This window comes from Trabulsiella guamensis ATCC 49490 (genome assembly GCF_000734965.1).
Taxonomy (GTDB): Bacteria; Pseudomonadota; Gammaproteobacteria; order Enterobacterales; family Enterobacteriaceae; genus Trabulsiella; species Trabulsiella guamensis.
In genome coordinates, this window is the sequence record NZ_JMTB01000125.1 from 1 (window position 1) to 24,989 (window position 24,989).

A 24,989-nucleotide genomic window follows, 5' to 3' on the forward strand; every position below is an offset into this window, starting at 1 on the left:
ATCGCATTATGGCAGGGATCAACTTAATCTTGCATTGTGACGGAGCCAGTCGCGTGACAATATGGCGTGGTTTGTGTTTCTTTGTGCGGCGTGATCTTTGCGTTATCCTGTCTGTATCGATGTTGTGAGGTCCCATGAAACAGAAAACCACATCAGCAACTGTTGCAGCCATTGTTGCAAGCTTGTCGGCCTCTCTGGCGCCAGTACCGGCAAAGAGCACAATACTGCCTGTCACCGTTGCGGAATCAAGAACACATGCCGGAGTAACTCAGGCGCTGACATTCGAGATCCCTGGTGGTCAGATATTTCTTCCGCTGGATGCAGCCACCGCTTACCTCAGCGGAATAAACGCTAACCAGCGATCACTATTGAGCAACATTATTCAAAAAAGGCAGATGAAGGGCAGTGGCGCCTTACTGGTTAGCAATTCAGCCAGGACTAAAAAAATCTGTGAAGATGCCATAAAACAACACACGCGCATTAAAGAAGCGATCAAAATTGTAATGGCACCGGACAACCTCGCGAAGATGTATCCTGACAGTCTCGATCTCAGGGTACGATTTCGTGATGCACTGGTTCGTTTTGGCCGGGAAGTCGCGCAGAGTGAATTTCTTGCCCGTGACATTATAAACGCTATAGAACGAAGCCAGCCGCCAGCAAAAACTATCAGCCTGAAAGACATGCCATCCGATGAGGATGTTAAATCAATGATCGCGGCTGAGCATAAGAATCTAGGGATTTCAGCCCCGGAGTTCTCCTGATGGTATGCAGGGTAACTATACACAAAGATGTTGAATTCCCTGAGACAGCAAGAGCCTATGGCCGGGCACTGGAGAACTGGCAAAACACAGGTATTCTTCCTGACAGGTTCGGCAATGATGGACAATGGGAAGATAATTCAAGGCTGTGCAATTCATTCGTGTACAAACTCCACATCCGATTACCATCGGAGCCAGCATGGAAAAAATCAAAAGCTCAGATCGACAGGACATCAAATAGTTATCTGGTTTATGCCAGGCACTGGATGGACTACAACAAGATACAGATTATCAGCATCATGACGCCAGATGCGCATGAGAAAGCCAGAACGTCATTTATGGCTGAACTGGAAAGACGCGCGGAAGACTTTCAGAATTCATAAGCTGGCATAAACCCATACAGGCGGACAGGGATATGAAGAAAGTATTGATGTTAATGGCTTTAGTCTTACTTGCGGGATGTAAGCCAGGTGCAGAAAAGGCAATCGAATTAGCGAAGAAAGAGATCGCTGATGATGTCAGGGATCCGGACAGCGTGAAGTTCAGGTATGTGCGCTTTGTTCAGGATGAAAAGTCGGATGCCAAATCGGTAAGCGGTTTCGTTTGTGGACAGGTAAACGCAAAGAACGGCTTCGGGGCTTACGAAGGATTCCAGCCATTTGTTCTGAAGATTAGCATGGAGTCAAAGGGTATGTTTTCCTCTGGTGTGCATTACTCTGTGTCGGAGAAAAACATTTACACACGATTTAGCGATCCGGTTCCGCCATCGTACCGGGAGAAATGCGGCGCTGATGAGTGAGTCGTTAACTCCAGACTCAGTAAGCCAGAAAGCCCCGTCGAGTGCGGGGCTTTTTTATTACAAACCTGAACTTACTTTGATGTGTGGTCGATATGTGGACATTAGTTGAAATAAATCCTTTTATTTCAGTGGATTAAAACAAAAAAATAAGCCCGCGTAAGGGAGATTACACGGGCCAAGGAGGTGGTTCCTGGTACAGCTAGCTTTATGGGTTATGTTTTTCAGCGTAGTGATAATACCCGTAATGAACGAAGCGGTATGTGATCGGATTCTAAGAATCTTCCGCGCAGAAAAAATAACCCAGATTAACTACTTACCGTGCGGGTTGCGGGTACTCTGACCCGCAAAATTACGCATCAAAAGTGCATAATTCAGCACCAGTTCTTCGGGGACCGGCAACCAGACAGTGTAACCGTCGCCTGGCGCAACCGGCATGGCTTCACCTTTGGCGTTTTCCATATGCTCCAGCGTAAAGTTGATGTTGCCTTGTGGCGTCATCAGTTCAAGGCTGTCTCCCACGCTGAACTTGTTTTTCACCGCCACGGCGGCCAGCGCGCCATTACGCTCGCCAGTGAATTCGCCGACAAACTGCTGACGTTCAGAAACCGAATAGCCATATTCGTAGTTCTGATAATCGTCATGGGTGTGACGGCGCAGGAAACCTTCGGTATAACCGCGATGCGCCAGCCCTTCCAGCGTTTCCAGCAGGCTGGTATCAAACGGTTTTCCGGCCGCGGCGTCGTCGATAGCTTTGCGGTAGACCTGCGCGGTACGGGCGCAGTAGTAGAAGGATTTGGTGCGGCCTTCGATTTTCAGCGAATGAACGCCCATGTGCGTCAGGCGCTCAACATGCGCAATCGCGCGCAGATCTTTCGAGTTCATGATGTAGGTGCCGTGCTCGTCTTCGAACGCGGTCATGTATTCGCCCGGGCGCTGCGCCTCTTCAATCATGAAAACTTTGTCCGTCGGCGCGCCGATGCCCAGCGTAGGTTCTACGTTCTGCACCGGAATCGGCTCATATTTATGCACGATGTTGCCGACGTCGTCCTCTTTGCCTTCCTGAACATTATATTCCCAGCGGCAGGCGTTAGTGCAGGTACCCTGGTTCGGATCGCGTTTGTTGATATAGCCAGAAAGCAGGCAGCGACCGGAATACGCCATGCACAGCGCGCCGTGAACGAAAATTTCGATCTCCATGTCCGGCACCTGAGTGCGGATCTCTTCGATTTCTTCCAGCGACAGTTCGCGGGAGAGGATCACGCGGGTCAGCCCCATCTGCTTCCAGAATTTCACCGTTGCCCAGTTAACGGCGTTGGCCTGCACGGAGAGATGGATTGCCATTTCCGGGAAATGCTCGCGCACCAGCATAATCAGCCCCGGATCGGACATAATCAGCGCATCCGGCCCCATTTCCACCACCGGTTTCAGATCGCGAATAAACGTTTTCAGCTTGGCGTTATGCGGCGCGATATTGACCACCACATAGAATTTTTTGCCGAGCGCATGGGCTTCGTTGATCCCAAGCTGGAGGTTTTCGTGATTGAATTCGTTATTGCGCACGCGCAGGGAGTAGCGCGGCTGGCCCGCATAAACGGCATCGGCACCATAAGCAAAAGCGTAACGCATATTTTTCAGCGTTCCCGCCGGGGAAAGGAGTTCTGGTTTAAACATGATTTTCTCGTTCTGATGACAGGTCAGATCCGCCTCACAGGGTAAGGCGGCAGGGGAGTTCCCATACTTTAAGGGCGGGAATTGTAGCGCCGGGCAGCAGGGGAGTAAACCGAAGATTCTAGCCGATACGGCAGGCGTCCGCTTCCCAGCGGTACCCGACGCCATACACGGCGCGAATAAAGGACTGCTCAGCGTCCAGCGCCTCCAGTTTACGGCGCAGGTTTTTGATGTGGCTGTCGATGGTACGATCGGTTACCACGCGGTAATCGTCGTACAGGTTATTGAGGAGTTGCTCGCGGGAAAACACTTTCCCCGGCTCGCTGGAGAGCGTTTTCAGCAGGCGAAATTCAGCAGGTGTTAAATCCAGCAGCTTGTTCTGCCACGACGCCTGAAAACGACCTTCATCGACAATCAGCGGGCTTTCGGCATCCAGCGCCTGCAGTTCGCGCTTCGGCTTGCAACGGCGCAAAATGGTCTTCACACGGGCAACCACTTCACGCGGGCTGTAGGGCTTGCAGATGTAATCGTCAGCGCCAATCTCCAGCCCAAGCAGACGGTCGATCTCTTCGATTTTAGCGGTCACCATCACTACTGGCACTTCTGAAAAACGGCGTATTTCGCGGCACAATGTCAGCCCGTCGGTACCGGGCAGCATCAGATCCAGCAGGATGAGATCGGGCGGCGTCTGATGCACGTACGACAGCACTTTGTCGCCGTGACTGATGAGTGTCGGCGCATAGTTCGCCGCCTGCAGATAGTCGATCAGCAACTGTCCCAGTTTGGGTTCATCTTCCACGATTAAAATCCGTGGTGCGTTGTCATCAATGGGTAGCGTGGTCATACGTCTCTCGGTATATCTCGTTCCAGCGGTAGCTCTACTTTAATGCTAACCCCGCCAAAAGGCGAATGCGTGGCGTTGAGCGTGCCGCCGTGCGCCTCGACAATATTCATGCAAATCGCCAGACCCAGGCCGGAGCCGCCGCTGGCACGGTTGCGGGAGCCTTCTGTACGGTAAAAGCGCTCGCAAAGTAAATTCAGCTGTTCGTCAGTGACGCCGGGCGCGCTGTCGGCGAAATCAATAGTCACGGTATGGTTCCCCGTCACGGCGCTAATCAGTAGCTTGCCACCACTGTCGGTATAACGCAGGCTGTTTTCCAGCAGATTATTGAAGAGTTGCATCAGACGGTCGCGGTCGCCGAACACGGTGATGGTTTCCGGCAGTGAAAAGGCGATGGACAGCCCGCGGCTGGCGAACCGTTCACGGAAAGCGCCTGCAGCCATCTCCAGCAGCATCACTACATCAACGGTGGCTTTCTGGTAGGCCAGTGCGCCTTCGTCGGACATCGAAAGCTGATGTAAGTCTTCCACCAGCTTGGTCAGCGTGGCGACCTCCGCCTGCAGCGACGCGACGGAATCTGGCGTGAACTGACGCACGCCATCCTGAATGGCTTCCAGCTCGCCGCGCAGCACTGCCAGTGGGGTACGCAGCTCATGAGAAATATCGGCCATAAAATCGCGACGCATCTGTTGGTTGCGTTCCAGCGTGCTGGCGAGCTGGTTAAAGTCCTGCGCCAGTTTTCCCAGCTCATCAGCACCGGTGGCGGTGACGCGGGTGGAAAAATTCCCTGCTGCCAGTTGATGCGTACCTTCCACCAGCCGTTTCACTGGTGCCAGCAGGCCGCGGGCCAGCGGGAAGGTCGCCAGCGCCGCCAGCAGGGTGGAGAGCGCGACGATAAGCCAGCTGGTGCGCTTTTGCTGACGGTCGAAATTGATATCGGTGTTGCGCGTCAGGCGCTCAACCGGCGAGGCGATCACGGCACCCACTTCGGTGCCATTGACGATAATCGCGCGCCGGGTGCCGTCCGGCGGAATCGGCGCGCGTGGGCCAACCAGCACGTGTGCGTCCTGATCAACGACCCAGAACTGCGTCCGCCAGCCGTGCGGTGGCATGCCGGGGCCGGGGCGATCTTCGCCCCCATCGTGCTCAAGCGAGCGCAGGATCTGGAAGACAAAGCGATCGTTATTGCGTAAAAAACGCCAGTTGCCATGCAGCGCATACTGTTCGCCGAGCGCATCGCCCAGCAGTTGCAAACGCTGCTCGTTGCCGCGCTTGATGTAATCAATAAAACCATGTTCAAAGCTCAGCCGCACTGCCCAGTGCATGGTGACCAGCAGCACAATGCAAGTGGCAAAAATAGCGAGAAACAGTTTACCGGTGATCCCCGGACGCCATAATTTCACGATTCCCTCCTTTACGCCGGTTTATTACCACGTTTTTCGTGATGTCGTCGGGGACATGCCTGAAAATTAATGCCGGCAGCGCAATGATCACCGCCATGCTGAGATAGGTATAGAGAAAAATATGATGCGTGGCGCTGGAATCAGTGGCGACATGTTGCTGTCCGTACAGCCCGAGCAGCAGTCCGGCGACAGTGACGCCAATACTCATCGACAGTTGCATAATCATCGATAGCAGGCTGTTGCCGCTGCTGGCGTATTCGTCCGGTAAATCTTTCAGCGTCATGGTGTTCATGGTGGAGAAGCGGGTGGAGTTCACCATCCCCTGCACAAACAGCACCACCGGCAGCAGGTAGTACCTTCCGAGCAACGCGACGGACACAAACAGCAGACTGACCAGCGCCAGCCCCAGCGTTGACGCTACCAAAACCCGGCGATAGCCAAAGCGGTTCACCACCTGCACGATGATACGTTTCATGCCCATGCTGCCAATGACCATCGGGATCATCATCAGCCCGGCATGAAACGGTGAGAAACCCAGGCCAATTTGCAGGAACACTGGCGTCATAAACGGCAGCATACCGCTACCGATACGCCCGGCGAAACTGCCGCCAAGCCCCAGGGAAAATGTCGGTGTGCGGAACAGTTTGAGGCTGAACAGCGCAGTGTCGTTATCACGCGCATGCCAGAGATAAAACAGAATGGAAAACAGCCCGACGGTGACCAGAATGCCGAGCATCAGCGGCGACAGGCCAAGCCCTTTTTGCCCGTCCAGCGCCAGCGTCAACGTCGCCATGCCAATCACCAGCAAAATAAAGCCCGAGATATCAAAGCGCCGCGTCTGTAACGTGTAGTTGGGCATTAGCATCAGCGTGGCAATCGCGCCAATGATCCCGACCGGAATGTTAATGAGAAAAATCCAGTTCCAGGAGGCGTATTCCACCAGGATCCCGCCGAGGGCCGGTCCCATCAATGGTCCTACTTGTCCGGGAAGCGTCACAAAGGTCATCGCCGCCATGTATTGATCGCGCGGCACGATTTTCATGACGGTTAAGCGCCCGACCGGCACCATCATTGAGCCACCCACGCCCTGCAATACACGGGCCATTACCAGCTCATTCAGCGTGCTGGATTGCGCGCAGAACAACGAACCGGCGGTAAACAGGACGATGGCGGTGAAAAAGACGTTGCGCACGCCGACGCGGTCAGCGAGCCAGCCGCTGGCAGGCAGCATGACGGCGACCGTCAGGACATACGAGACGATCACCATATGCATGTGTAACGGGCTCTCCCCGAGGCTTTTCGCCATTGAGGGGAGGGCCGTGTTGACGATGGTGGTATCCAGCGACTGCATAAAAAGCCGAAGGCCACAATCCATAGCTGCCAGCGAACGCTACGCGGAAGATCTACCATGTTCACCCGGTTACAGGTTGTCGGGATTTGCGGGCAAAGCGCAAACGCAGACGGTCAAAGAAAAGGTACACCACCGGCGTGGTGTACAGCGTCAGTAGCTGGCTCATCACCAGACCACCCACAATGGTAATCCCCAGCGGCTGTCGCAGTTCAGAGCCATCGCCGCCGGATAACACTAACGGTAACGCGCCAAACAGCGCCGCCAGCGTGGTCATCATAATCGGCCGGAAACGCAAAAGGCAGGCCTGAAAAATGGCTTCTTCAGGCGGCAGATTGCCGGTGCGTTGCGCCTCAAGCGCAAAGTCGACCATCATGATGGCATTCTTTTTAACGATACCAATAAGCAGCATGATACCAATCAGGGCGATTAAGCTAAATGGGGCGCCGAAAAGTTGTAGCGCCAGTAGCGCGCCGACCCCGGCCGACGGCAGCGTAGAAAGTATAGTCAGCGGGTGTACATAGCTCTCATAGAGGATCCCCAGCACGATATAGACCGTCGCGATGGCGGCCAGAATCAGGATCACCTGTGATTGCATCATCGACTGGAAAACCTGCGCCGTACCAGCGAAACTGCCACGCACGCTCGGCGGTACGCCCAGTTGCGTCATGGTGCGTTCAATGGCTGTGCTGGCATCCGACAGCGATTTTCCGGTCGGCAGGTTAAACGAGACGGTGGAGGCCGCCGAAAGCCCTTCATGATTCACCGACAGCGGCGCGTTGGCGGGCTGCCATTTGGCAAAATAGGAGAGCGGAATTGCTTTGCCGTCGCTGTTAATCACGAACATCTGATCCAGCGCACTGACATCCTGGGTATAGACCGGGTCTACCTCCATCACCACTTTATACTGGTTCAGCGGCTGATAAATGGTCGAGATCTGGCGCTGGCCGAAAGCGTTGTTCAGCAGGCTGTTCGCTGCCTCCACGTTGATGCCCAGCCGCGACATGGTTTCGCGATCGTAAACCAGATCCATCTCAGCACCGTTGTCATCGCTGTCGGAGTTGACGTCCGCCAGTTCCGGCAAGGCCGCCAGCGCCCGGCGGATTTTCGGCTCCCACTCGCGCAGGGCCGCGAGATCATCTGACAACAGGGTGTACTGATAACTGGCGTTAGCCTGACGACCGCCCACGCGGATATCCTGCACCGCCATCAGAAACAGATTCGCGCCGGGCTCTTTCGACAGCTTAACGCGCAGCCTGTCGATCACCTGCTGTGCGGTCTCCTGACGCTGATCGCGGGATTTCAGGGTAATAAACATCATGCCGCTGTTCACCCGCGAACCGCCGGTAAAGCCAGTGACGTTATCAACGGCGGGATCTTCACGGATGATTTTCATGAAGTCCTGTAATTTGCCACGCATGGCCTGGAAAGAGATGCTCTGATCCGCCCGAATACCGCCCATCAGCACGCCGGTATCCTGTTCCGGAAAGAAGGTTTTCGGAATGGAAATATAGAGCCAGATGTTCAGCGCAATGGTGCCCAACAGCACCACGCCGACCAGCCGGGTGTGGTTCAGCACCCAGCGCAGCGAGCGGCCATACCCCTGTTGCATCGCTACCAGCATACGGCCAAAACCGCGTTTGCGCACCGGTTGATGCGCCTTATGGCTTTTCAGCAGCCAGCCGCACATCATGGGCGTCAGGGTTAACGACACCGCCAGCGAAATCCCGATGGCGACCGAGAGCGTCACGGCAAACTCACGTAATAGCCGGCCCGGCAGTTCGCCCATCAACAGCAGCGGTAAAAAGACCGCCACCAGCGACAGGCTCATCGACAGAACAGTGAAACCAACTTCACGGCTCCCCTGAAGCGCGGCCTGTAGTGGTTTTACCCCCGCTTCAAGGTGCCGCGAGATATTCTCCAGCACCACAATGGCGTCATCGACCACAAACCCGGTGGCGATAGTCAGCGCCATCAGCGACAGGTTATTCAGGCTGAAACCGCATAAATACATGGCAGCAAAGGTGCCAATCAGTGAAACAGGTACCGCTACCGCCGGAATCAGCGTTGCGCGCCCGGAGCGTAAAAAAAGGAACACTACGAGGATCACCAGCGCGACAGAGATCACCAGTGTCTGCTCCACTTCTTCCAGTGAGGCGCGAATGGTGGGGGAGCGGTCCTGGGCAATTTGCAGGTCAATGGCGGCAGGAATGGTCTCTTTGAGTTCCGGCAGGCGGGCGCGGATCGCATCAACGGTCTGAATGATGTTGGCTTCCGGCAGTTTGCGGATCATCAACAGAATGGCTGGTTTCGCGTTGGTCATCCCGGCATTACGCACGTCCTGCACCGAGTCGCTGACTGTCGCCACGTCGCCAAGACGCACCGCCGCACCATTGTTGTAATGAACGATGACCGGTTTGTATTCATCGGCGGTTTTCAGCTCGTCATTGGTGGCAAGTTGCCAGCGATGGCTGCCATCTTCGATAGCTCCCTGTGGCTTACGCACGTTAGCGCTGCTGATGGCGCTGCGAACGTCATCCAGCGAAACACCCTGGTTGAACAGTGCCTGCGGGTTGAGATCGACACGCACGGCGGGCAGCGAACTGCCGCCGACATCCACATCGCCCACGCCTTCGATTTGCGCCACCGTCTGCGCTAATTGCGTTGAGGCGTAATCGTACAGTTCGCCCTGCGAGTAGGTGTCTGACGTTAACGTCAGGATCATGATCGGCGCGTCAGACGGGTTGGCTTTGCGGTAGGTCGGGCGACCCGGCATGCCGGTGGGCAACAGGCTTTGCGAGGCGTTAATCGCCGCCTGCACATCACGCGCCGCGCCATTAATGTCTTTATTGAGATCGAACTGCAGGATGATGCGCGTGCTGCCAAGCGAGCTGGTGGAGGTCATTTCATTGACCCCGGCGATGCGCCCTAACGACCGCTCCAGCGGCGTGGCGACGGACGAGGCCATGGTTTCTGGCGACGCGCCGGGCAGTGAGGCGCTGACCATGATCACCGGGTAATCCACCTGCGGCAGCGGGGCGACCGGCAACAACCGGAACCCCAGCACGCCGCAAAGCGTGATGGCGAGCGAGATGAGGATCGTCGCCACCGGGCGGTAAATGAAGAGGGCGAAAAACTTCATTTACGCCTCCTCTTCACGTTTCGGGAAACGGCTCTTCAGATACAGCGACAGACGGTCAAACAGCAGGTAGATAACCGGCGTGGTGAACAGCGTTAACACCTGGCTGACCAGCAGGCCGCCGACCATGCCGATCCCCAGCGGACGACGCAGTTCGGCGCCTACCCCAGTACTCAGCATCAGCGGCAGCGCGCCGAGTAGCGCCGCCAGTGTGGTCATCAGAATCGGGCGAAAACGCAGCAGACACGCCTGATAGATCGCATCGCGTGGCGCCATACCCTGCTCGCGTTCGGCGGCCAGCGCAAAGTCGATCATCATGATGGCATTTTTCTTCACAATACCGATCAGCAGAATAATGCCGATGATGGCAATCACGTCGAGTTCGCTACCGGCAAGCAGTAGCGCCAGCAGCGCACCAACGCCCGCCGTGGGCAGCGTCGACAGAATAGTGATCGGGTGAATAAAGCTTTCATACAGAATACCGAGCACGATGTACATCGCCACAATCGCGGCGATCACCAGCCAGACGGTACTGCTGAGCGCTGACTGGAACGCCAGCGAGCTGCCCTGGAATTCAGTACGAATATCGGCGGGCAGGTTCAGCGTTGTCTCCGCGTTCATAATGGCGTCGACCGCGTCGCCCAGTGACGATCCCTGCGCGACGTTGAACGAAATGGTGGTGACGGGGAACTGATCCAGATGATTTACCGACAGCGGCGTAAAGCGCTGCTCAATTTTGGCGATAGCCGTTAACGGTACACTGCCGCCACTGCTGCTGGCGAGGCGAATGTTGTCCAGCGCCGCCAGCCCCGGCGTTTCACTGGTGTCATGCTCCAGCACCACACGATACTGATTGGACTGGGTGTAAATCGTCGAGATCAGTCGCTGACCAAAGGCGTTATATAGCGCGTTATCGACATCCGCCATCGAGATCCCAAGACGGCTGGCGCTGTCTCTGTCGACGTTAACATAAGCCGCCAGCCCTTTGTCCTGCCAGTCGCTGCTGACGTCAGCCAGTTGCGGCAGGGCCTGCAATTGCGTCATCAGTTGTGGTACCCAGGAGCTGAGCGCGTCCAGCGAGTTCGCCTGTAGCGTAAACTGATACTGCGTTCGGCTGACGGTGGTGTCGATGGTCAGATCCTGCGTTGGTTGCAGGTAAAGGTCGACGCCAGGAATACCATCGATCTCGCGTTGCAGACGGCGGATAACGGTCTGCACGCGATCGTCACGCTGGTCCAGCGGCTTGAGGTTAATCTGCAGACGAGCGCTGTTCAGCGCCGGATTGGTGCCATCAACGCCGACAAATGTGGTCATGCTTTCTACAGCGGGATCGCTCAGAATTTTATCTGCGGCCTGATGCTGGCGTTGCGCCATGCTGGCGAAAGAGACCGACTGCGGTGCCTGTAATGTACCCTGAATAATGCCGTTGTCCTGCACCGGGAAAAAGCCTTTTGGAATAAAGACCCACAGCAAAATGGAGAGAACCAGCGTTGCCAGCGCCACGCCCAGCGTCAGCCACGGGTGGTTCAGTACCTTTGCCAGCCAGTGGCCATATCCGGCAATCACATTATCAAAGAAGCGCTCGCTGGCGCGCGAAAAGCGGTTCTGCTTGCGCAGTGATTCGTGACTCAGCATGCGCGCGCACATCATCGGCGTCAGTGTCAGCGAAACGATGGCAGAAATTAAAATCGCCACCGCGAGAGTGACCGCAAATTCGCGGAACAGTCGCCCCACGATATCGCCCATAAACAGCAGCGGGATCAACACGGCAATCAGCGAGAAAGTCAGTGAAATAATGGTAAAACCGATCTCCCCGGCCCCCTTCAGCGCCGCGGCCAGTGGTTTTTCGCCTTTTTCGATATAGCGAGAGATGTTTTCGATCACCACAATGGCGTCATCAACCACGAACCCGGTGGCAATGGTGAGCGCCATTAGTGTCAGGTTGTTGATCGAGAAGTCGAGGAACACCATCACCGCAAACGTACCAACCAACGACAGCGGGACCGCTACACCGGGAATAATGGTGGCAGGCACATTGCGCAAAAACAGGTAGATAATCATCACCACCAGCGCGATTGCCAGCATCAGTTCAAATTGCGTGTCGCTGACTGACGCGCGAATGTTAGTGGTGCGATCAGACAAGACTTTCACCTGCACCGATTTCGGCAGGCTTTCCGTCAGTTGCGGCAGCATCTGGCGAATGCTGTCGGCGGTATCAATAATGTTCGCGTCCGGCTGTCGCTGGACGTTCATCACAATCGCCTGTTCTTTGTTGGCCCAGGCGCCCAGCCAGCTGTTTTCCGCCCCCTGTTCAACAGTTGCCACATCGCCCAGACGAACAGGAGCACCGTTCTGATAGGCAATGATTAACTGACGATACTCTTCGGCGGACTGCATCTGGTCATTCGCCGACAGCGTCACTGCGCGTGTCGGGCCGTCAAGGCTCCCTTTTGCCGAGTTGACGTTCGCGCTGGTGATCGCCGTACGTACCGTCTCGCTGGTCAGACCCAGCGCGGCGATAGCCTGTGCATTAAGTTTCACCCGTACTGCCGGGCGCTGGCCTCCCGCAAGGGTGACCAGACCGACGCCATTGACCTGGGAAATTTTCTGCGCGACACGGGTTTCGACCATATCTTCCACCTGCGTCATTGGCATGGCGGAAGACGTGACGGCGAGCGTCATGATGGGGGGATCGGCAGGGTTCACTTTGCTGTAAACCGGCGGATTAGGTAAATCGTCGGGCAGCAGGTTGGTCGCCGCATTGATGGCGGCCTGAACCTCCTGCTCGGCGACATCCAGCGGCAGCGTCAGTTGAAACTGCAGGGTGACCACTGAGGCACCACCGGAGCTTTGCGACGACATCTGCTTGAGCCCGGACATCTGTCCGAACTGGCGCTCGAGCGGCGCGGTAATGGCTGACGTGACTACATCAGGACTGGCGCCAGGATACAGTGTGACCACCTGAATCGTCGGGTAATCGACCTCCGGCAGGGCGGAGACCGGCAGGAAGCGATAACCAATCACCCCGGCGAGCAAAATCGCCACCATCAACAGCGTGGTGGCGACAGGACGCATGATAAACAGGCGGGACGGGCCACCCGTGCTGTCCGGCGGTAATACCTGCATCAGGAGCGTGCTCCTTTCTGTCCATAGTTACGCGCGGTCGGTTTTTCTGCCGGGGTTGCGGCGGCGCTGTGCGCTTCCACCACTTCCACTTTCGCGCCTTCTGTCAGACGGTCGATACCGTCCGTCACCACGCGGTCGCCTGCCGATAACCCGGCGCTGATGACCACTTTCTGGCTGTCCTGAATCCCCGGGGTGACGTTGTGCTTACTGACCTTATTGTCCGCATTCAGTACCCAGACGAAATGACCGTCATTACCCATCTGCAGCGCTGCGCTGGGAATCACCACCGCGTTTTGTTCGGTATCTACCAGCATGCGCGCATTGACGAACTGGTTAGGAAACAGCGCGTCATCTTCATTGTTAAAACGCGCTTTCAGCTTGATGGTGCCAGTGGTGGCGTCAATCTGGTTGTCCAGACTCAGCAGGCTACCGGTGCTCAGTTTCTGCTTATTGGTGCGATCCCATGCTTCTACCGTCAGGGTTTTGCCGGCTTTTTGCGCCTGAACAATAGTCGCGATGTCGTTCTCCGGCAGGGTAAAGACCAGATCGATGGGATGCGTCTGGGTCAGCACCACAATGCCGTTGGTGTCGCTGGTGGAGATCTGATTGCCGATATCCACCTGTTTCAAGCCGACGCGGCCGTCAACAGGAGCGGTGATGCGCGTCCAGTCGAGTTGTAACTGCGCGCTGGCGACGTTCGCCTCATCAGCTTTTACCGTGCCCTGACTTTCGCTGACCAGCGACTGCTGAGTGTCGAGTTCCTGACGGGAGATGAGACTGGTTTTCACCAGTTGCTGGTAACGCGCCAGATCGCGGCGCGCATTGGCGAGGGTGGCGGTGTCTTTCGCCAGTTGGCCCTGCGCCTGGGCGAGTGCCACTTTGAACTGGCTGGGGTCGATTTCTGCCAGCAGATCACCGGCTTTAACCTGCTGACCTTCCTGGAAGTGAATCGCCAGCAACTGACCCTCCACCCGGCTACGAACGGTAACGGTGTTGGCCGCGGTGATGGTGCCAAGACCGGTGAGATAGCGGGGTACGGATTCGCTGGTGGCGGTTGCCGCCTGAACGGGAGCCAGCGCAGCACCAAAGCGTCCGCCTCTGCGCCCTCCGGCGGCAGGCTGTTGCCCCTGGGCTTTCGCGACGGGCGTTGTTGATTCCGGCGCGGAGCGGCTGTACCAGTAGCCTGCGGCGGCAATCACGACCACCAGTACGGCCAGTGTACTTCCCCAGCGGATTTTCTTGCTGCCTTTCATCGATATCGACTCTCATCCTGAAACGTGTCGGAGATGATACTAGTTTAGTCATCGCCTTCCCCGGAAAAATGGAGGAAATATGAAACACCGTCAGGATTCGTCTGAGAAGCGATAACTATCAGCGTTTTACGAGGCACCTTGCAAGGCAGAAGGAAAGCTGAACAGGAAACCCGCGTTGCGCGCTAAAGTGCGTACCGGCAAGGAGGTCAGGCTGAAAGGATTTCAGTAAGGGGCTGAAACGGGAAAGCCCCTCCCGAGGCAGATCGTGAAATCAGGCAAAGATGACCTGCGCCCAGCGCGCCAGCCCGGCAGTTACTGAACCGAAATCATCACCCCCGGCAACCGGAATGCCAGGAAGCTGTTCGCTCAGTGCTTTGCGGATCAACGGTGAGCGTGCGCTACCGCCGGTCAGGTAGATGACGTCAGGGCGTACGTTGCTGTTATCAAGCGCTAACTGTACCTGTTCCAGGATACGCGCCAGCGGCTGGTTCAGCGCCGCTTCCAGCCCGAGCTGGTTGATTTCCGTCGCCAGTGTTTCGCTGATAAACGGCAGGTTTGTGAGGATTTCCTGACGGTCGGAGAGGGCGATTTTGCTCTCTTCGGCGCTACGTACCAGCCGGTAGCTCAGACGTTGTTGCCAGACTTTCAACAGCAAGGCGACTTTATCGGCGTCGCGCGCGTCACGAACCATATCTCTTAGCGCACGACCATTGGCACTGCTGTAGAACTCGCTTTGTGCCGGAACGTCGTTGATGGCGACGGCGTTCCACCACGGCAGTACCGGTAACGCGATACCTTTTTCCGTTTCGCCACCCATACCCAGCAGCGGCATCAGGCATTTAAACGCCAGCGCGATGTCCAGATCGTTACCGCCAATGCGGCAACCACTATGACCGAGCAGGCTTTGTGCGCGATCCTGACGGTGACGCCATGTCGGACCCATCAGCAGCAGCGAACAGTCGGTGGTACCACCACCAATATCTACCACTAACACGCGTTTTTCTTCCGTCAGCGTGGCTTCGAAGTCAAGCCCTGCGGCGACTGGTTCGTACTGAAAGACGACATCGCGAAAACCGGCGCGTTTTGCCGCTCGTTCGAGGATCCCCTGTGCCTGCTGGTTTGCCTCTTCGCCGCCCAGTCCCTGGAAGTTAATCGGACGGCCAATCACTGCCTGGTCGATGCTATCCGGCAACTGCGCCTGCGCCTGCTGTTTAATATGCAGCATCATTGCGCAGACCAGATCCTCAAACAGCGCCACCTGCTGCGGCTTCAGGCCGCTGGCGCCAAGGAAGGATTTGGGCGATTTGACGAACCAGACTTCTTCAGGATCGTCCATATACTGTTTCAGCGAGGCGAGGCCGAACTGAACGCTGTTTCGCAGCACTTCAATGTCTTCATCGCGATTGAACGTAATAGCCCGGCGCAACAGCGCCTGGGTTTCATCACCGATTAACGGCACATCATGATGGCGGTACAGCCATTCGCTGACGGCTTCGCGCGTAGGTGCGCAGAGCATCGATGGCAGCAGGGTGCTGCCGTTTTCCATGGTGAGCAGTTGTGGGCTGTCGCCCTGCATGACCGCCACTGAACAGTTTGCGGTGCCGTAATCAAAACCAATAAACACGTCACTTATCCCCATGCCAGTGAAGAAAGGGTGGCGACTTTAGCGGAATGTGGCGACGACGACAACTGGAATATAAAAGCAAGGCATGATGGCATCGATGCTGGTCACTGATGAAAAGAGCTTACGTTTACATATGTCACAACACACCTACAATCAATGCAAGGGCAAGGAATTGACTTTCAAAGTAAAACGACTCAACTTGCGGTAGCAAGTACGTTATTTCTTTCTTATAAAGAGATAAAGTTTTGCTATCCCTATTCCTAAGATTATTACAACCACAAGAAATACCAGAGCTGGAGAAAATAAGATCGGATTATTGAAGCGTGTATCAAAAATTTTAGTAACTTGCTCATCAGGAACATAGCTAAGTAACAGATTGTAGATGATCGTGAATGAAAGCACAATTGAGATTAAATATATCAGTATGTTTTTCATCTTCAGTCCCTGAATCTATTCCTAAGAGTAATTATGAGAAAACAGAGTTTCTCTATTACTTTTCCCGTCAATAAACCGCATATTCCAGGTGCTATTATAAATGACATAAAAGGTGGCAGAATCCATCCTAAACTCGCAAATAAAAACCATTAGGAGATGATTGGCTAGATATTGCATTAATAGCTATAATATCATTAGAAGTGAAATAATGAATGACATTAAATGTACCTTTATCTCTTTCACCTTTTGCTCCTTCAGAACATAGTTCGTTCAAGGATAACACTATGTCACAAAGCCACTAGAAGCAGCAAATGGAGATGATTAAGGTTGTGAAGTTCGATGGCCAGCATATTATAATTACGATTTCTGTTTCATGACGGATGAATACGATCATGAGCCCTGTTATAATATGATGAGGACTGATATTCGATTTATAAACTTCCTGCAACGATATGTCAAAAAATAATGAAGCAAAAATTGCCGATGCGTTGTATGAGGTCTTAACAAGGGAGTAAAGGTCATGAAAGATTTTATTATGTGGATGATTATTGATGTCCTAAATATCGGAATTATTGTTACATTGGCTCTTATAGTTGGTGGAATCTATGTGATAGCCTATATTCCTTATTACCCTTTGGTTGTTTTTCTCAGTATTGTATGGATTATACTGATGTTTTATCTGTTTGTTAAGTTTTTTGGTAAATGGACGTATTTTGATTTTTTTGGTAAATGAACGATTTCTATACAGAATACTGTAGCCCTGTCGCAATCACATACACGAAAGGGTGGCGACTTTAGCGGAATGTGGCGACGACGACAACTGGAATATAAAAGCAAGGCATGCTGTCGGCGTGACGTATATGCTTTAGCCACTGATAAAGGAGATTGCATGTATACACTGCGCTGGCTACCGCCTTATGACTGGGAGTGGATGTTTGGTTTTCTGAAGATGCGCGCCGTTGAGGGCGTTGAGGTGTTCAGCGACGGGCGTTATACCCGCAGTTTTGCCCTCGACGGGCATCGGGGGTTGATGGTACTGGAGCCGGACGAAAACACGCAGACGCTGCGGGTGACGCTGAGCGATGGCCTGCTGCCAGTCGCCGATGCGTGCCTTGAGCGCATAGAACGGCTGCTGGATTTGCAATGCGATCCTCAGGCGGTTTCCCGTGCGCTGGGACCGCTTGGCGCGCCGCGTCCGGGGCTGCGTTTACCGGGCGCACTGGATGCGTTTGAACAGGGAATTCGGGCAATTCTGGGGCAACTGGTGAGCGTGACCATGGCGGCAAAACTGACCGCGAAAGTGGTGCACACCTGCGGGGCGCCGCTGGAAAACGAGCCGGGGTTTTATTGTTTCCCGACGCCGCAGCAACTGGCGCAGGCCGACCCGCTTCGTCTGAAATCTCTCGGTATGCCACTGAAGCGCGCCGAAGCGCTGATCCATCTGGCGAATGCAACGTTGAGCGGGGAACTCCCGTTGACAGCACCTGATAACATCGAGCAGGGGATGAAGTCATTGCAGTCGTTTCCGGGCATCGGGCGCTGGACGGCGAACTATTTCGCTCTGCGCGGCTGGCAGGCCAAAGATGTCTTTCTGCCCGACGATTATCTGATTAAGCAGCGTTTTCCTGGCATGACGCCTGCACAAATTCGCCGCTATGCTGAACGCTGGCAGCCATGGCGCTCGTATGCCTTGCTGCATATCTGGTACACCGACGACTGGTCGCCGGACATCAGTTGATCGCGAAATAGCTGCTGTGCAGAACCAGCTCCAGCGGCTGGTTTTGTGAAATGGTATCGCCGTAAATCATATCAATGCCAATGCCCGACAGCGTGTCCATCACCAGCGATTCGTTGGTTGGCCCGGCGATGGTTTTCATCCCCAATCGGTGCGCATGGCCGTGCACAATGGTCGCCATCATTTCATCCATCAGATTGAGATGCACGTTAACGACGGTGTCGGGGTCAAGCATGATGTAGTCGGCGGAGTCCGGCGTCAGACGGTTGAAGATCTCCAGATCCTGACCCGGGTGGCTGAGAATGAGTTTGCAGCCAGCCTGGCGTAACCGCAGAATGCTCTGCGCCATCACCCGATCCTCACTGAGCAGACAATCGCTGCTGATGACAAAATGCAGCAACCGCGGGGGTATCTGGCTTTCCGTTAGTTGACTGAACAGCTCGTCAATCAACGCCACGCTGGAGAGGCTCGTCGACGATAATGGTAAGGATACACTGATGCCTTTCGCTGCCACTTTGGGTGCCCATTGCAGGAAGAATTCAGAGAGTAACCGGCGGTCCAGAGCTCGTAACAGCTCGCTTTCGGACAGGCTGTTACGAAACGCTTTCTCTTCCAGCATTTCGCCTTCACTGGTCCACAGCCGCAGCGACAGTAGCCAGAAATGGCTGGCTTCCGGAATGCGCGGCGAAGCCACGCTACGGGCCATAAACACCAGATGGTTCTCTTTGATGATGCGCCACTTCTCATCGGGCGGCATCGTCCTACGCGCGGGCGGGTTATCCTGCTGCGGTTCGTATACCGTGACCATGCCGCGCCCGCCGTGTTTTGAGGTATAACAGGCGATATCGGCCTGCGACATCACCTCCGAAGCCACGCTGTTATTCTCATCAATCAACGTGATCCCGGCGCTGGCGCCAACGCGATGGGTACGATCTTCCCAGCGGAACTGGTAATCATTGATAGCGGTGATGATGCGTGTAGCGGTAAAGCGGGCGCTTTCGGTGTTGCAGTCCGGTAGCAGCAGACCAAACTCATCGCCGCCCAGTCGCGCCAGAATGTCGCTGGTACGTAACATACTGAGCATCAGTGCTGACAATTCGCGCAGCAGCGCATCGCCTGCCGCGTGCCCGGCGGTATCGTTAACGGCCTTAAAGCGATCAAGATCGATAAACACCAGCGCATGTGTTTGATGCGTTTCATGCACATTGTGCAGCAGTCGTTTGAGGTGATTCTCAAAGCTGACGCGATTTCCCAGTTGCGTCAGGGCATCGTGGGAGGCGCTGTAGCTCAGCTGGCGCAGCATTTTGCGTGATTCAGTCACGTCCTGAATTACCAGAACAGTACCGATGTTATGACCGTCCAGCGTGCTGAGCGGCGTTATGCTGTAGTGAATATCGTAGCTGCCACCGTGACGGCTGTGCAGCACCAGATCCTGTTCAATGTCGGAACGCGAGAAATCGCCGCTGTAGATGTTTTCCATCAGCGGTCCGTTGTCGCCAAAGGTGATGTGCAGCACGTTGAGCAGCGGCTGTTGCAGTGCCTGTTCCTGCGTCCAGCCGCTCATGTTTTCCGCCACCGGGTTCATAAAGGTGACATTCATATGGATGTCGGTACACAGCACTGCTTCGCCGATGGAATCAAGAGTGATGTGCAGACGCTCTTTTTCCTGAAACAGCGCTTCGTTAAGCTGTTTTACCTCGGTCATATCTATATTGATGCCGAGAAGACGTTCTACTTCACCGTTTTTATTCAGAACGCGGTTGGCGAGCGAGCGAATATGACGAATGCCATCCTTCACCTGAATGCGAAATTCCAGCTTGAACGGCGTACGGGCGCGCAGGGCATTGCGAACGGTCTGCTCAGCATGGGCGCGATCCTCTTCCAGTAAGCAGTTGTACCACATCTGCCAGGTGGGTTTGAGGTGCGACGGGACGTCATACATTTCAAACATACGCTTGTCCCAGCTGATCACATCCGGCTCCAGTTCCCATTCCCAGATGCCGATCCCCCCGGCTTCGTTGGCAAGGGTGATACGCTCCATCAGCCGTTTGTTTACCCATTCGGTGTGCTTGAGATCGTTAATATCTTCAATCTGGGCGATGAAATAAAGCGGCGAGCCGTCAGCGTGGCGCACCAGCGACACCGCCAGCAGCGCCCACACCACGTCCCCTTTGCGGGTGTAGTAGCGTTTTTCCATCGAATAGCTGTTGATATCACCCTTTACCAGCATGTCCAGCTGGACGAGATCGCTGTCGAGATCTTCAGGCCAGGTCAGTTGCTGAAAGGTCAATGCCCGCAATTCGTCCTGGCTGTAACCGAGGAACTGACATAACGCTTTATTGGCCTGCAACCACTGTCCTTCAGTGCCGACCAGCGCCATGCCGATTGCCGAATACTCCATCGCATTACGAAAGCGCGATTCGCTCTCGGTGATGTGCTTACGCTCGGCGCGAAAGGCGTACATCACCATCGTCATGACATTCGCCGGCAGCAGGATCATCAGAAACGGCAGCCAGGCGGCATTGTTCAGCACATAGGTGTGCGGCACGGTGATGATGTCAGGATCGGTTGCCATCATCAGCGATACCATCATGACCGTCAGCAGAAAAACCAGAAATGCTTCGATGCGCGGCAGACGAATCGCGCTCCACATCAGCAGCACAATCACACAGGTGAAAGGCCAGGGCAGCCAGTGCATGGCCAGCCCGCTCAGCGCCAGCGTTACGGCGAGGATGAGCAGTGTCTCCAGCAGCAGCCGTGGGTCGCGATGGCGCAACAGATAATGCGATTTAAACAGCAACCCCAGCGGTACCAGCGCCAGAGCGCCAATGGTTTCTGACAGCACCCAGACCAGCGTCACTTGCAGCGGTTTGTCGCCAGGCATCAGCAACCAGACCAGAAACGCACCAAACAGGGGCGGGATTACCGCACTGCCGATAGCCAGTCGTACCCAGTCGTTGAGATTCTGCAGCGGGTTATAGTTCGGCAGCAGCTTACGCAGCAGCACCGCCCCCAGCATCGCTTCGGCAATGTTAATAGCCACATAGCCCAGATTCGCGGCTGAGGCGGGAAACAGCACTAATGAGGCGGCGATGTTGCCAGCGGAGCAGACCAGTGCAATGGTCGGCCAGTATTTTCCCGCATGGCGGTAAAAAGCGACCATCATGATCGAGGTCGGGAACCACAGAGGAGCCAGCAGGGTGCCAAAGCGTGTCAGCTCAAGCGAAAAAAGCGTAAAAATGAAAGTCACCAGTCCCAGGCTGGCAAAATGCAGCAGAGGATGGGCCGGAGTAACAAATACACGATGGTGTGGTTTCTTCATTACTACATTAATCCGCGTAGCTTTCCCGTCAGGAGCAAGCCCGGACGACTGAGAGATTATCTGAAGTTATGCTAGTACAAACAATTTACAATTCCTATTGCGGTTGTTCATATTTTGACAGCTTCGAGATATTAATTATTTAGGATGGTTGAAAACTGACGATGCTGCTTTAAAAGTAGTCGTAAAAATTTGCGCTAAGGCGGATATTGCGCATTTCTGTATTTGCTTTGGCAGATTCACACGCATTACTGGTATCGGCGCGTTGAAATCCCTATAATTGCCGCGTTTGACGCTCCGGCGTCGCCCTTCCCAAACTCCAGGTTAATCAGGTCGCAAAAATTTATGACTGATAAGTCTCATCAGTGCGTCATCGTAGGTATCGCAGGCGCATCGGCATCCGGAAAAAGTCTTATTGCCAGTACGCTTTACCGCGAATTACGTGAACAGGTTGGTGATGAGCACATTGGTGTCATTCCTGAAGACAGCTATTACAAAGATCAAAGTCATCTGTCGATGGAAGAACGCGTCAAAACCAACTATGACCATCCGAACGCGATGGACCACAATCTGCTGTTCCAGCATCTGCAAATGCTCAAGCGCGGCAATCCCATAGAACTCCCGGTTTACAGCTACGTTGAACACACCCGCATGGCAGAGACGGTTCACGTCGTGCCGAAAAAAGTCATTATCCTCGAAGGGATCCTGCTGCTGACCGACGCGCGTCTGCGCGAAGAGATGAACTTCTCCATTTTTGTTGATACCCCGCTCGACATCTGCCTGATGCGCCGCATTCGTCGCGACGTGAATGAGCGCGGGCGGTCGATGGATTCAGTGATGGCGCAGTACCAGAAAACAGTACGTCCGATGTTCCTGCAGTTTATTGAACCATCGAAGCAGTATGCCGATATCATCGTACCGCGCGGGGGTAAAAACCGCATTGCGATTGATATCCTGAAAGCGAAAATTAGCCAGTTTTTTGAATAAACCCCGTGAATTGTGTAACGTTCAGAGAGAATCTGTTTAGCCCTTATGCCCTGAAACGGTAAGGGCGCGATGCACGAAAGGAGAATGCGCATGCGTCTGTGTGACCGAGATATAGAAGCCTGGCTGGACGAAGGCCGCCTGTCGATTACCCCGCGTCCGCCCGTTGAGCGTATCAACGGCGCTACGGTGGATGTCCGTCTGGGCAATAAATTCCGCACCTTTAGTGGTCATACAGCGGCGTTTATCGACCTGAGCGGACCGAAAGCCGAAGTGAGCGCGGCGCTGGATCGCGTCATGAGCGAAGAGATTGTGCTGGCCGAAGGCGACGCGTTTTACCTTCATCCGGGCGAACTGGCACTGGCGGTGACTTATGAATCCGTCACGTTGCCAGCCGATCTGGTCGGCTGGCTGGACGGGCGTTCGTCGCTGGCGCGTCTCGGATTAATGGTTCACGTGACCGCGCATCGCATCGATCCCGGCTGGTCAGGGTGCATTGTGCTGGAATTCTATAACTCCGGTAAGCTGCCGCTGGCGCTGCGTCCGGGGATGCTGATTGGCGCGTTGAGTTTTGAACCGTTGTCCGGTCCGGCGGCGCGCCCGTACAACCGTCGTGAAGATGCCAAATATCGCGATCAGCAGGGTGCTGTCGCCAGCCGTATTGATAAGGACTGAGTCCGCTCAGTTGTATTGAGGGTGCCATGAGACGACTTCTGACGACGCTGATGATTTTACTGGTGGTGATTATCGCCGGACTCTCTGCGTTGGTGCTGTTGGTCAATCCTAACGATTTCCGCGCTTATATGGTGCGGCAGGTTGAAACGCGAAGCGGCTATCAATTGCGACTCGACGGACCGCTGCGCTGGCACGTCTGGCCGCAGCTCAGCATTCTCTCCGGCAGAATGTCGTTGACGGCGCCTGGCGCCAGCGAACCGCTGGTGCGGGCGGACAACATGCGTCTTGATGTCTCGTTGTTACCGCTGCTCTCTCATCAGTTACAGGTACGACAGGTGATGCTGAAAGGCGCGGTGATCCAACTCACCCCGCAGACCGAAGCCGTGCGTGGGCAGGATGCGCCAGTCGTACCGAAAGAAAACACATTACCGGAAGTGGCGGAAGATCGCGGCTGGTCGTTTGACATCGCGAAGCTGAAAGTGGCGGACAGCGTGCTGGTGTTTCAGCACGACAGCGATGAACTGGTGACCGTCCGTGATATTCGTTTGCAGATGGAACAGGACGAACAGCACAAAGGCACGATGGAGTTTGCTGGTCGGGTCAATCGCGACCAGCGTGATCTGGCGCTCTCCTTTACTGCCGACATTGACGGCAGCGACTATCCTCATACGCTGGCCGCAAATCTGACACAACTCAACTGGCAATTTCAGGGCGCTGATCTGCCGGCGCAGGGCATTACCGGTCAGGGAAGCCTGCTGGCGAGCTGGCAGGAAGAGAGTAAAACACTGGGTTTCAGCAAGCTCAATCTGACGGCGAATGACAGCACAGTTACCGGCGAGGCCCATGTGGTGCTGGCGGACAGCCCGGAATGGGCGCTGGACCTGCAGTTCGGTAAGCTCAATCTGGATAATCTCCTGACGCCTGCCAGTGCCTCGACAAACAACAGTGTGACGCAGCAGGGGCAAAGCCCGGTGAAACAGCGTCCGGTGATTGCCGATGGCAACCCGCAGCCTGATTACAGCGGTCTGCGCGGCTTTACTGCGGCCATTAAACTGAAAGCGAACCAGATCCTGTGGCGCGGCATGAATTTCACTCAGGTAAGCGGTGATCTCAGCAACCAGTCGGGTTTGCTGACGATTGCGGAGCTACAGGGGCGGCTGGGCGACGGGCAAATCTCATTGCCGGGTAAACTCGATGCGCGCCGTAACGACGTGCAGGCCGAGTTCCAGCCGAAGCTGGACAACGTTGAAATTGGCACCATTCTGAAGGCTTTTGATTACCCCATCCAGTTGACAGGCTCGATGACCCTTGCCGGGGATTTCAGCGGCAGCAAAATTGACGCCGATGATTTCCGTCGTAACTGGCAGGGCGAGGGGCACGTTGAATTGCTCAACACCCGAGCGGAAGGTCTGAACTTCCAGCAACTCGTACAGCAGGCGATTGAGCGCAGCGCCAATGTGCAGGCGCAGGAAAACTACGAGACAGCGACCCGGCTGGATAAACTCGCCACCGATCTGCAACTCGACAACGGTGTGCTGACGCTCAGCAACATGGACGGGCAGTCTGCGCTGCTGGCGCTGACCGGACAGGGTTCGCTGGATCTGGTGAAAGAGCAGGGCGATATGCGTTTCAACGTTCGCGTGCTGGAAGGCTGGAAAGGCGACAGCAAACTGGTGGAAATGCTGAAACAAACCGCTATCCCGCTGCGCGTTTATGGTCCATGGCAGGCGCTGAACTACAGTCTGCAGGTTGATCAGGTGCTGCGTAAGCAATTGCAGGATGAAATGAAACGCCGCCTGAACGACTGGGCTGACAAGAACAAAGAGAGCCAAAGCGGCAGAGACGTGAAAAAGCTACTGGAAAAACTATGATAATAATCGGG

At 55.0% G+C, this 24,989-nt stretch carries 16 protein-coding genes and 1 pseudogene; 8 read left to right on the forward strand and 9 right to left on the reverse strand.

What is annotated here, in order from left to right; translation table 11 throughout:
- The first annotated feature begins 134 nt into the window (after nucleotides 1-134).
- From GTGU_RS22165 to GTGU_RS22175, 3 genes are read left to right on the forward strand one after another with little or no spacing between them, the layout of a single operon-like run.
- Complete coding sequence (locus GTGU_RS22165) at nucleotides 135-761, forward strand: hypothetical protein (RefSeq protein ID WP_038162788.1); 627 nt, start codon at nucleotides 135-137, stop codon at nucleotides 759-761.
- A complete protein-coding gene (locus GTGU_RS22170) occupies nucleotides 761-1,141 on the forward strand; it encodes a type II toxin-antitoxin system YafO family toxin (RefSeq protein WP_038162790.1) in 381 nt (126 codons plus the stop codon). The genes GTGU_RS22165 and GTGU_RS22170 overlap by 1 nt, the downstream gene beginning before the upstream one ends.
- A gap of 32 nt (nucleotides 1,142-1,173) precedes the next feature.
- Complete coding sequence (locus GTGU_RS22175) at nucleotides 1,174-1,557, forward strand: hypothetical protein (RefSeq protein WP_038162792.1); 384 nt, start codon at nucleotides 1,174-1,176, stop codon at nucleotides 1,555-1,557.
- Nucleotides 1,558-1,866: 309 nt separating this feature from the next.
- Here GTGU_RS22175 and trhP read toward each other — a convergent pair whose 3' ends face one another.
- From trhP to yegD, 8 genes and pseudogenes are all read right to left on the reverse strand, one after another.
- Nucleotides 1,867-3,228 carry a prephenate-dependent tRNA uridine(34) hydroxylase TrhP gene (gene trhP, locus GTGU_RS22180; protein ID WP_038162794.1) on the reverse strand — a complete coding sequence of 454 codons (1,362 nt, stop codon included), beginning with the start codon at nucleotides 3,226-3,228 and terminating at the stop codon, nucleotides 1,867-1,869.
- A gap of 118 nt (nucleotides 3,229-3,346) precedes the next feature.
- The gene (gene baeR / locus GTGU_RS22185; protein WP_038162797.1) at nucleotides 3,347-4,069 is read right to left on the reverse strand and encodes an envelope stress response regulator BaeR; all 723 of its coding nucleotides are present in this window, start codon (nucleotides 4,067-4,069) and stop codon (nucleotides 3,347-3,349) included.
- Nucleotides 4,066-5,469 carry an envelope stress sensor histidine kinase BaeS gene (gene baeS / locus GTGU_RS22190; protein ID WP_038162799.1) on the reverse strand — a complete coding sequence of 468 codons (1,404 nt, stop codon included), beginning with the start codon at nucleotides 5,467-5,469 and terminating at the stop codon, nucleotides 4,066-4,068. The genes baeR and baeS overlap by 4 nt, the downstream gene beginning before the upstream one ends.
- Nucleotides 5,438-6,879, reverse strand: a pseudogene (gene mdtD, locus GTGU_RS22195) (multidrug transporter subunit MdtD). The gene baeS and the pseudogene mdtD overlap by 32 nt, the downstream one beginning before the upstream one ends.
- A 2-nt stretch (nucleotides 6,880-6,881) precedes the next feature.
- Entirely contained in the window at nucleotides 6,882-9,959 is a 3,078-nt protein-coding gene (gene mdtC / locus GTGU_RS22200) for a multidrug efflux RND transporter permease subunit MdtC (RefSeq protein WP_038162801.1), read from the reverse strand.
- A complete protein-coding gene (locus GTGU_RS22205; protein ID WP_038162803.1) occupies nucleotides 9,960-13,082 on the reverse strand; it encodes an MdtB/MuxB family multidrug efflux RND transporter permease subunit in 3,123 nt (1,040 codons plus the stop codon).
- Nucleotides 13,082-14,335: an MdtA/MuxA family multidrug efflux RND transporter periplasmic adaptor subunit gene (locus GTGU_RS22210; RefSeq protein ID WP_038162805.1), complete on the reverse strand. Its 1,254-nt coding sequence runs from the start codon at nucleotides 14,333-14,335 to the stop codon at nucleotides 13,082-13,084. Before GTGU_RS22210 ends, GTGU_RS22205 begins: the two co-directional genes overlap by 1 nt.
- Nucleotides 14,336-14,606: 271 nt before the next feature.
- Nucleotides 14,607-15,959 carry a molecular chaperone gene (gene yegD, locus GTGU_RS22215; RefSeq protein ID WP_038162808.1) on the reverse strand — a complete coding sequence of 451 codons (1,353 nt, stop codon included), beginning with the start codon at nucleotides 15,957-15,959 and terminating at the stop codon, nucleotides 14,607-14,609.
- 955 nt (nucleotides 15,960-16,914) lie between these two features.
- Between yegD and GTGU_RS22225 the strand changes: the two genes are divergently transcribed.
- The gene (locus tag GTGU_RS22225) at nucleotides 16,915-17,127 is read left to right on the forward strand and encodes a hypothetical protein (protein ID WP_038162810.1); all 213 of its coding nucleotides are present in this window, start codon (nucleotides 16,915-16,917) and stop codon (nucleotides 17,125-17,127) included.
- Between the two features lie 156 nt (nucleotides 17,128-17,283).
- Nucleotides 17,284-18,132, forward strand: coding sequence for a DNA-3-methyladenine glycosylase 2 (gene alkA, locus GTGU_RS22230; RefSeq protein WP_038162813.1), 849 nt, complete (start codon nucleotides 17,284-17,286; stop codon nucleotides 18,130-18,132).
- On the opposite strand, the gene GTGU_RS22235 is transcribed toward alkA, so the two are convergent.
- Entirely contained in the window at nucleotides 18,125-21,451 is a 3,327-nt protein-coding gene (locus GTGU_RS22235) for a diguanylate cyclase (protein ID WP_038162815.1), read from the reverse strand. The two genes, alkA and GTGU_RS22235, sit on opposite strands and share 8 nt — an antisense overlap.
- A gap of 342 nt (nucleotides 21,452-21,793) precedes the next feature.
- On the opposite strand from GTGU_RS22235, the gene udk reads away from it, so the two are divergent.
- From udk to asmA, 3 genes are all read left to right on the forward strand, one after another.
- On the forward strand, nucleotides 21,794-22,435 hold the full coding sequence (gene udk / locus GTGU_RS22240; protein ID WP_038162821.1) for a uridine kinase: 642 nt from the start codon (nucleotides 21,794-21,796) through the stop codon (nucleotides 22,433-22,435).
- Nucleotides 22,436-22,525: 90 nt separating this feature from the next.
- Nucleotides 22,526-23,107: a dCTP deaminase gene (gene dcd, locus GTGU_RS22245; RefSeq protein WP_038162824.1), complete on the forward strand. Its 582-nt coding sequence runs from the start codon at nucleotides 22,526-22,528 to the stop codon at nucleotides 23,105-23,107.
- Between the two features lie 26 nt (nucleotides 23,108-23,133).
- Nucleotides 23,134-24,978, forward strand: a complete 1,845-nt coding sequence (gene asmA / locus GTGU_RS22250) for an outer membrane assembly protein AsmA (protein WP_038162827.1) — start codon at nucleotides 23,134-23,136, stop codon at nucleotides 24,976-24,978.
- Nucleotides 24,979-24,989: the final 11 nt, after the last annotated feature.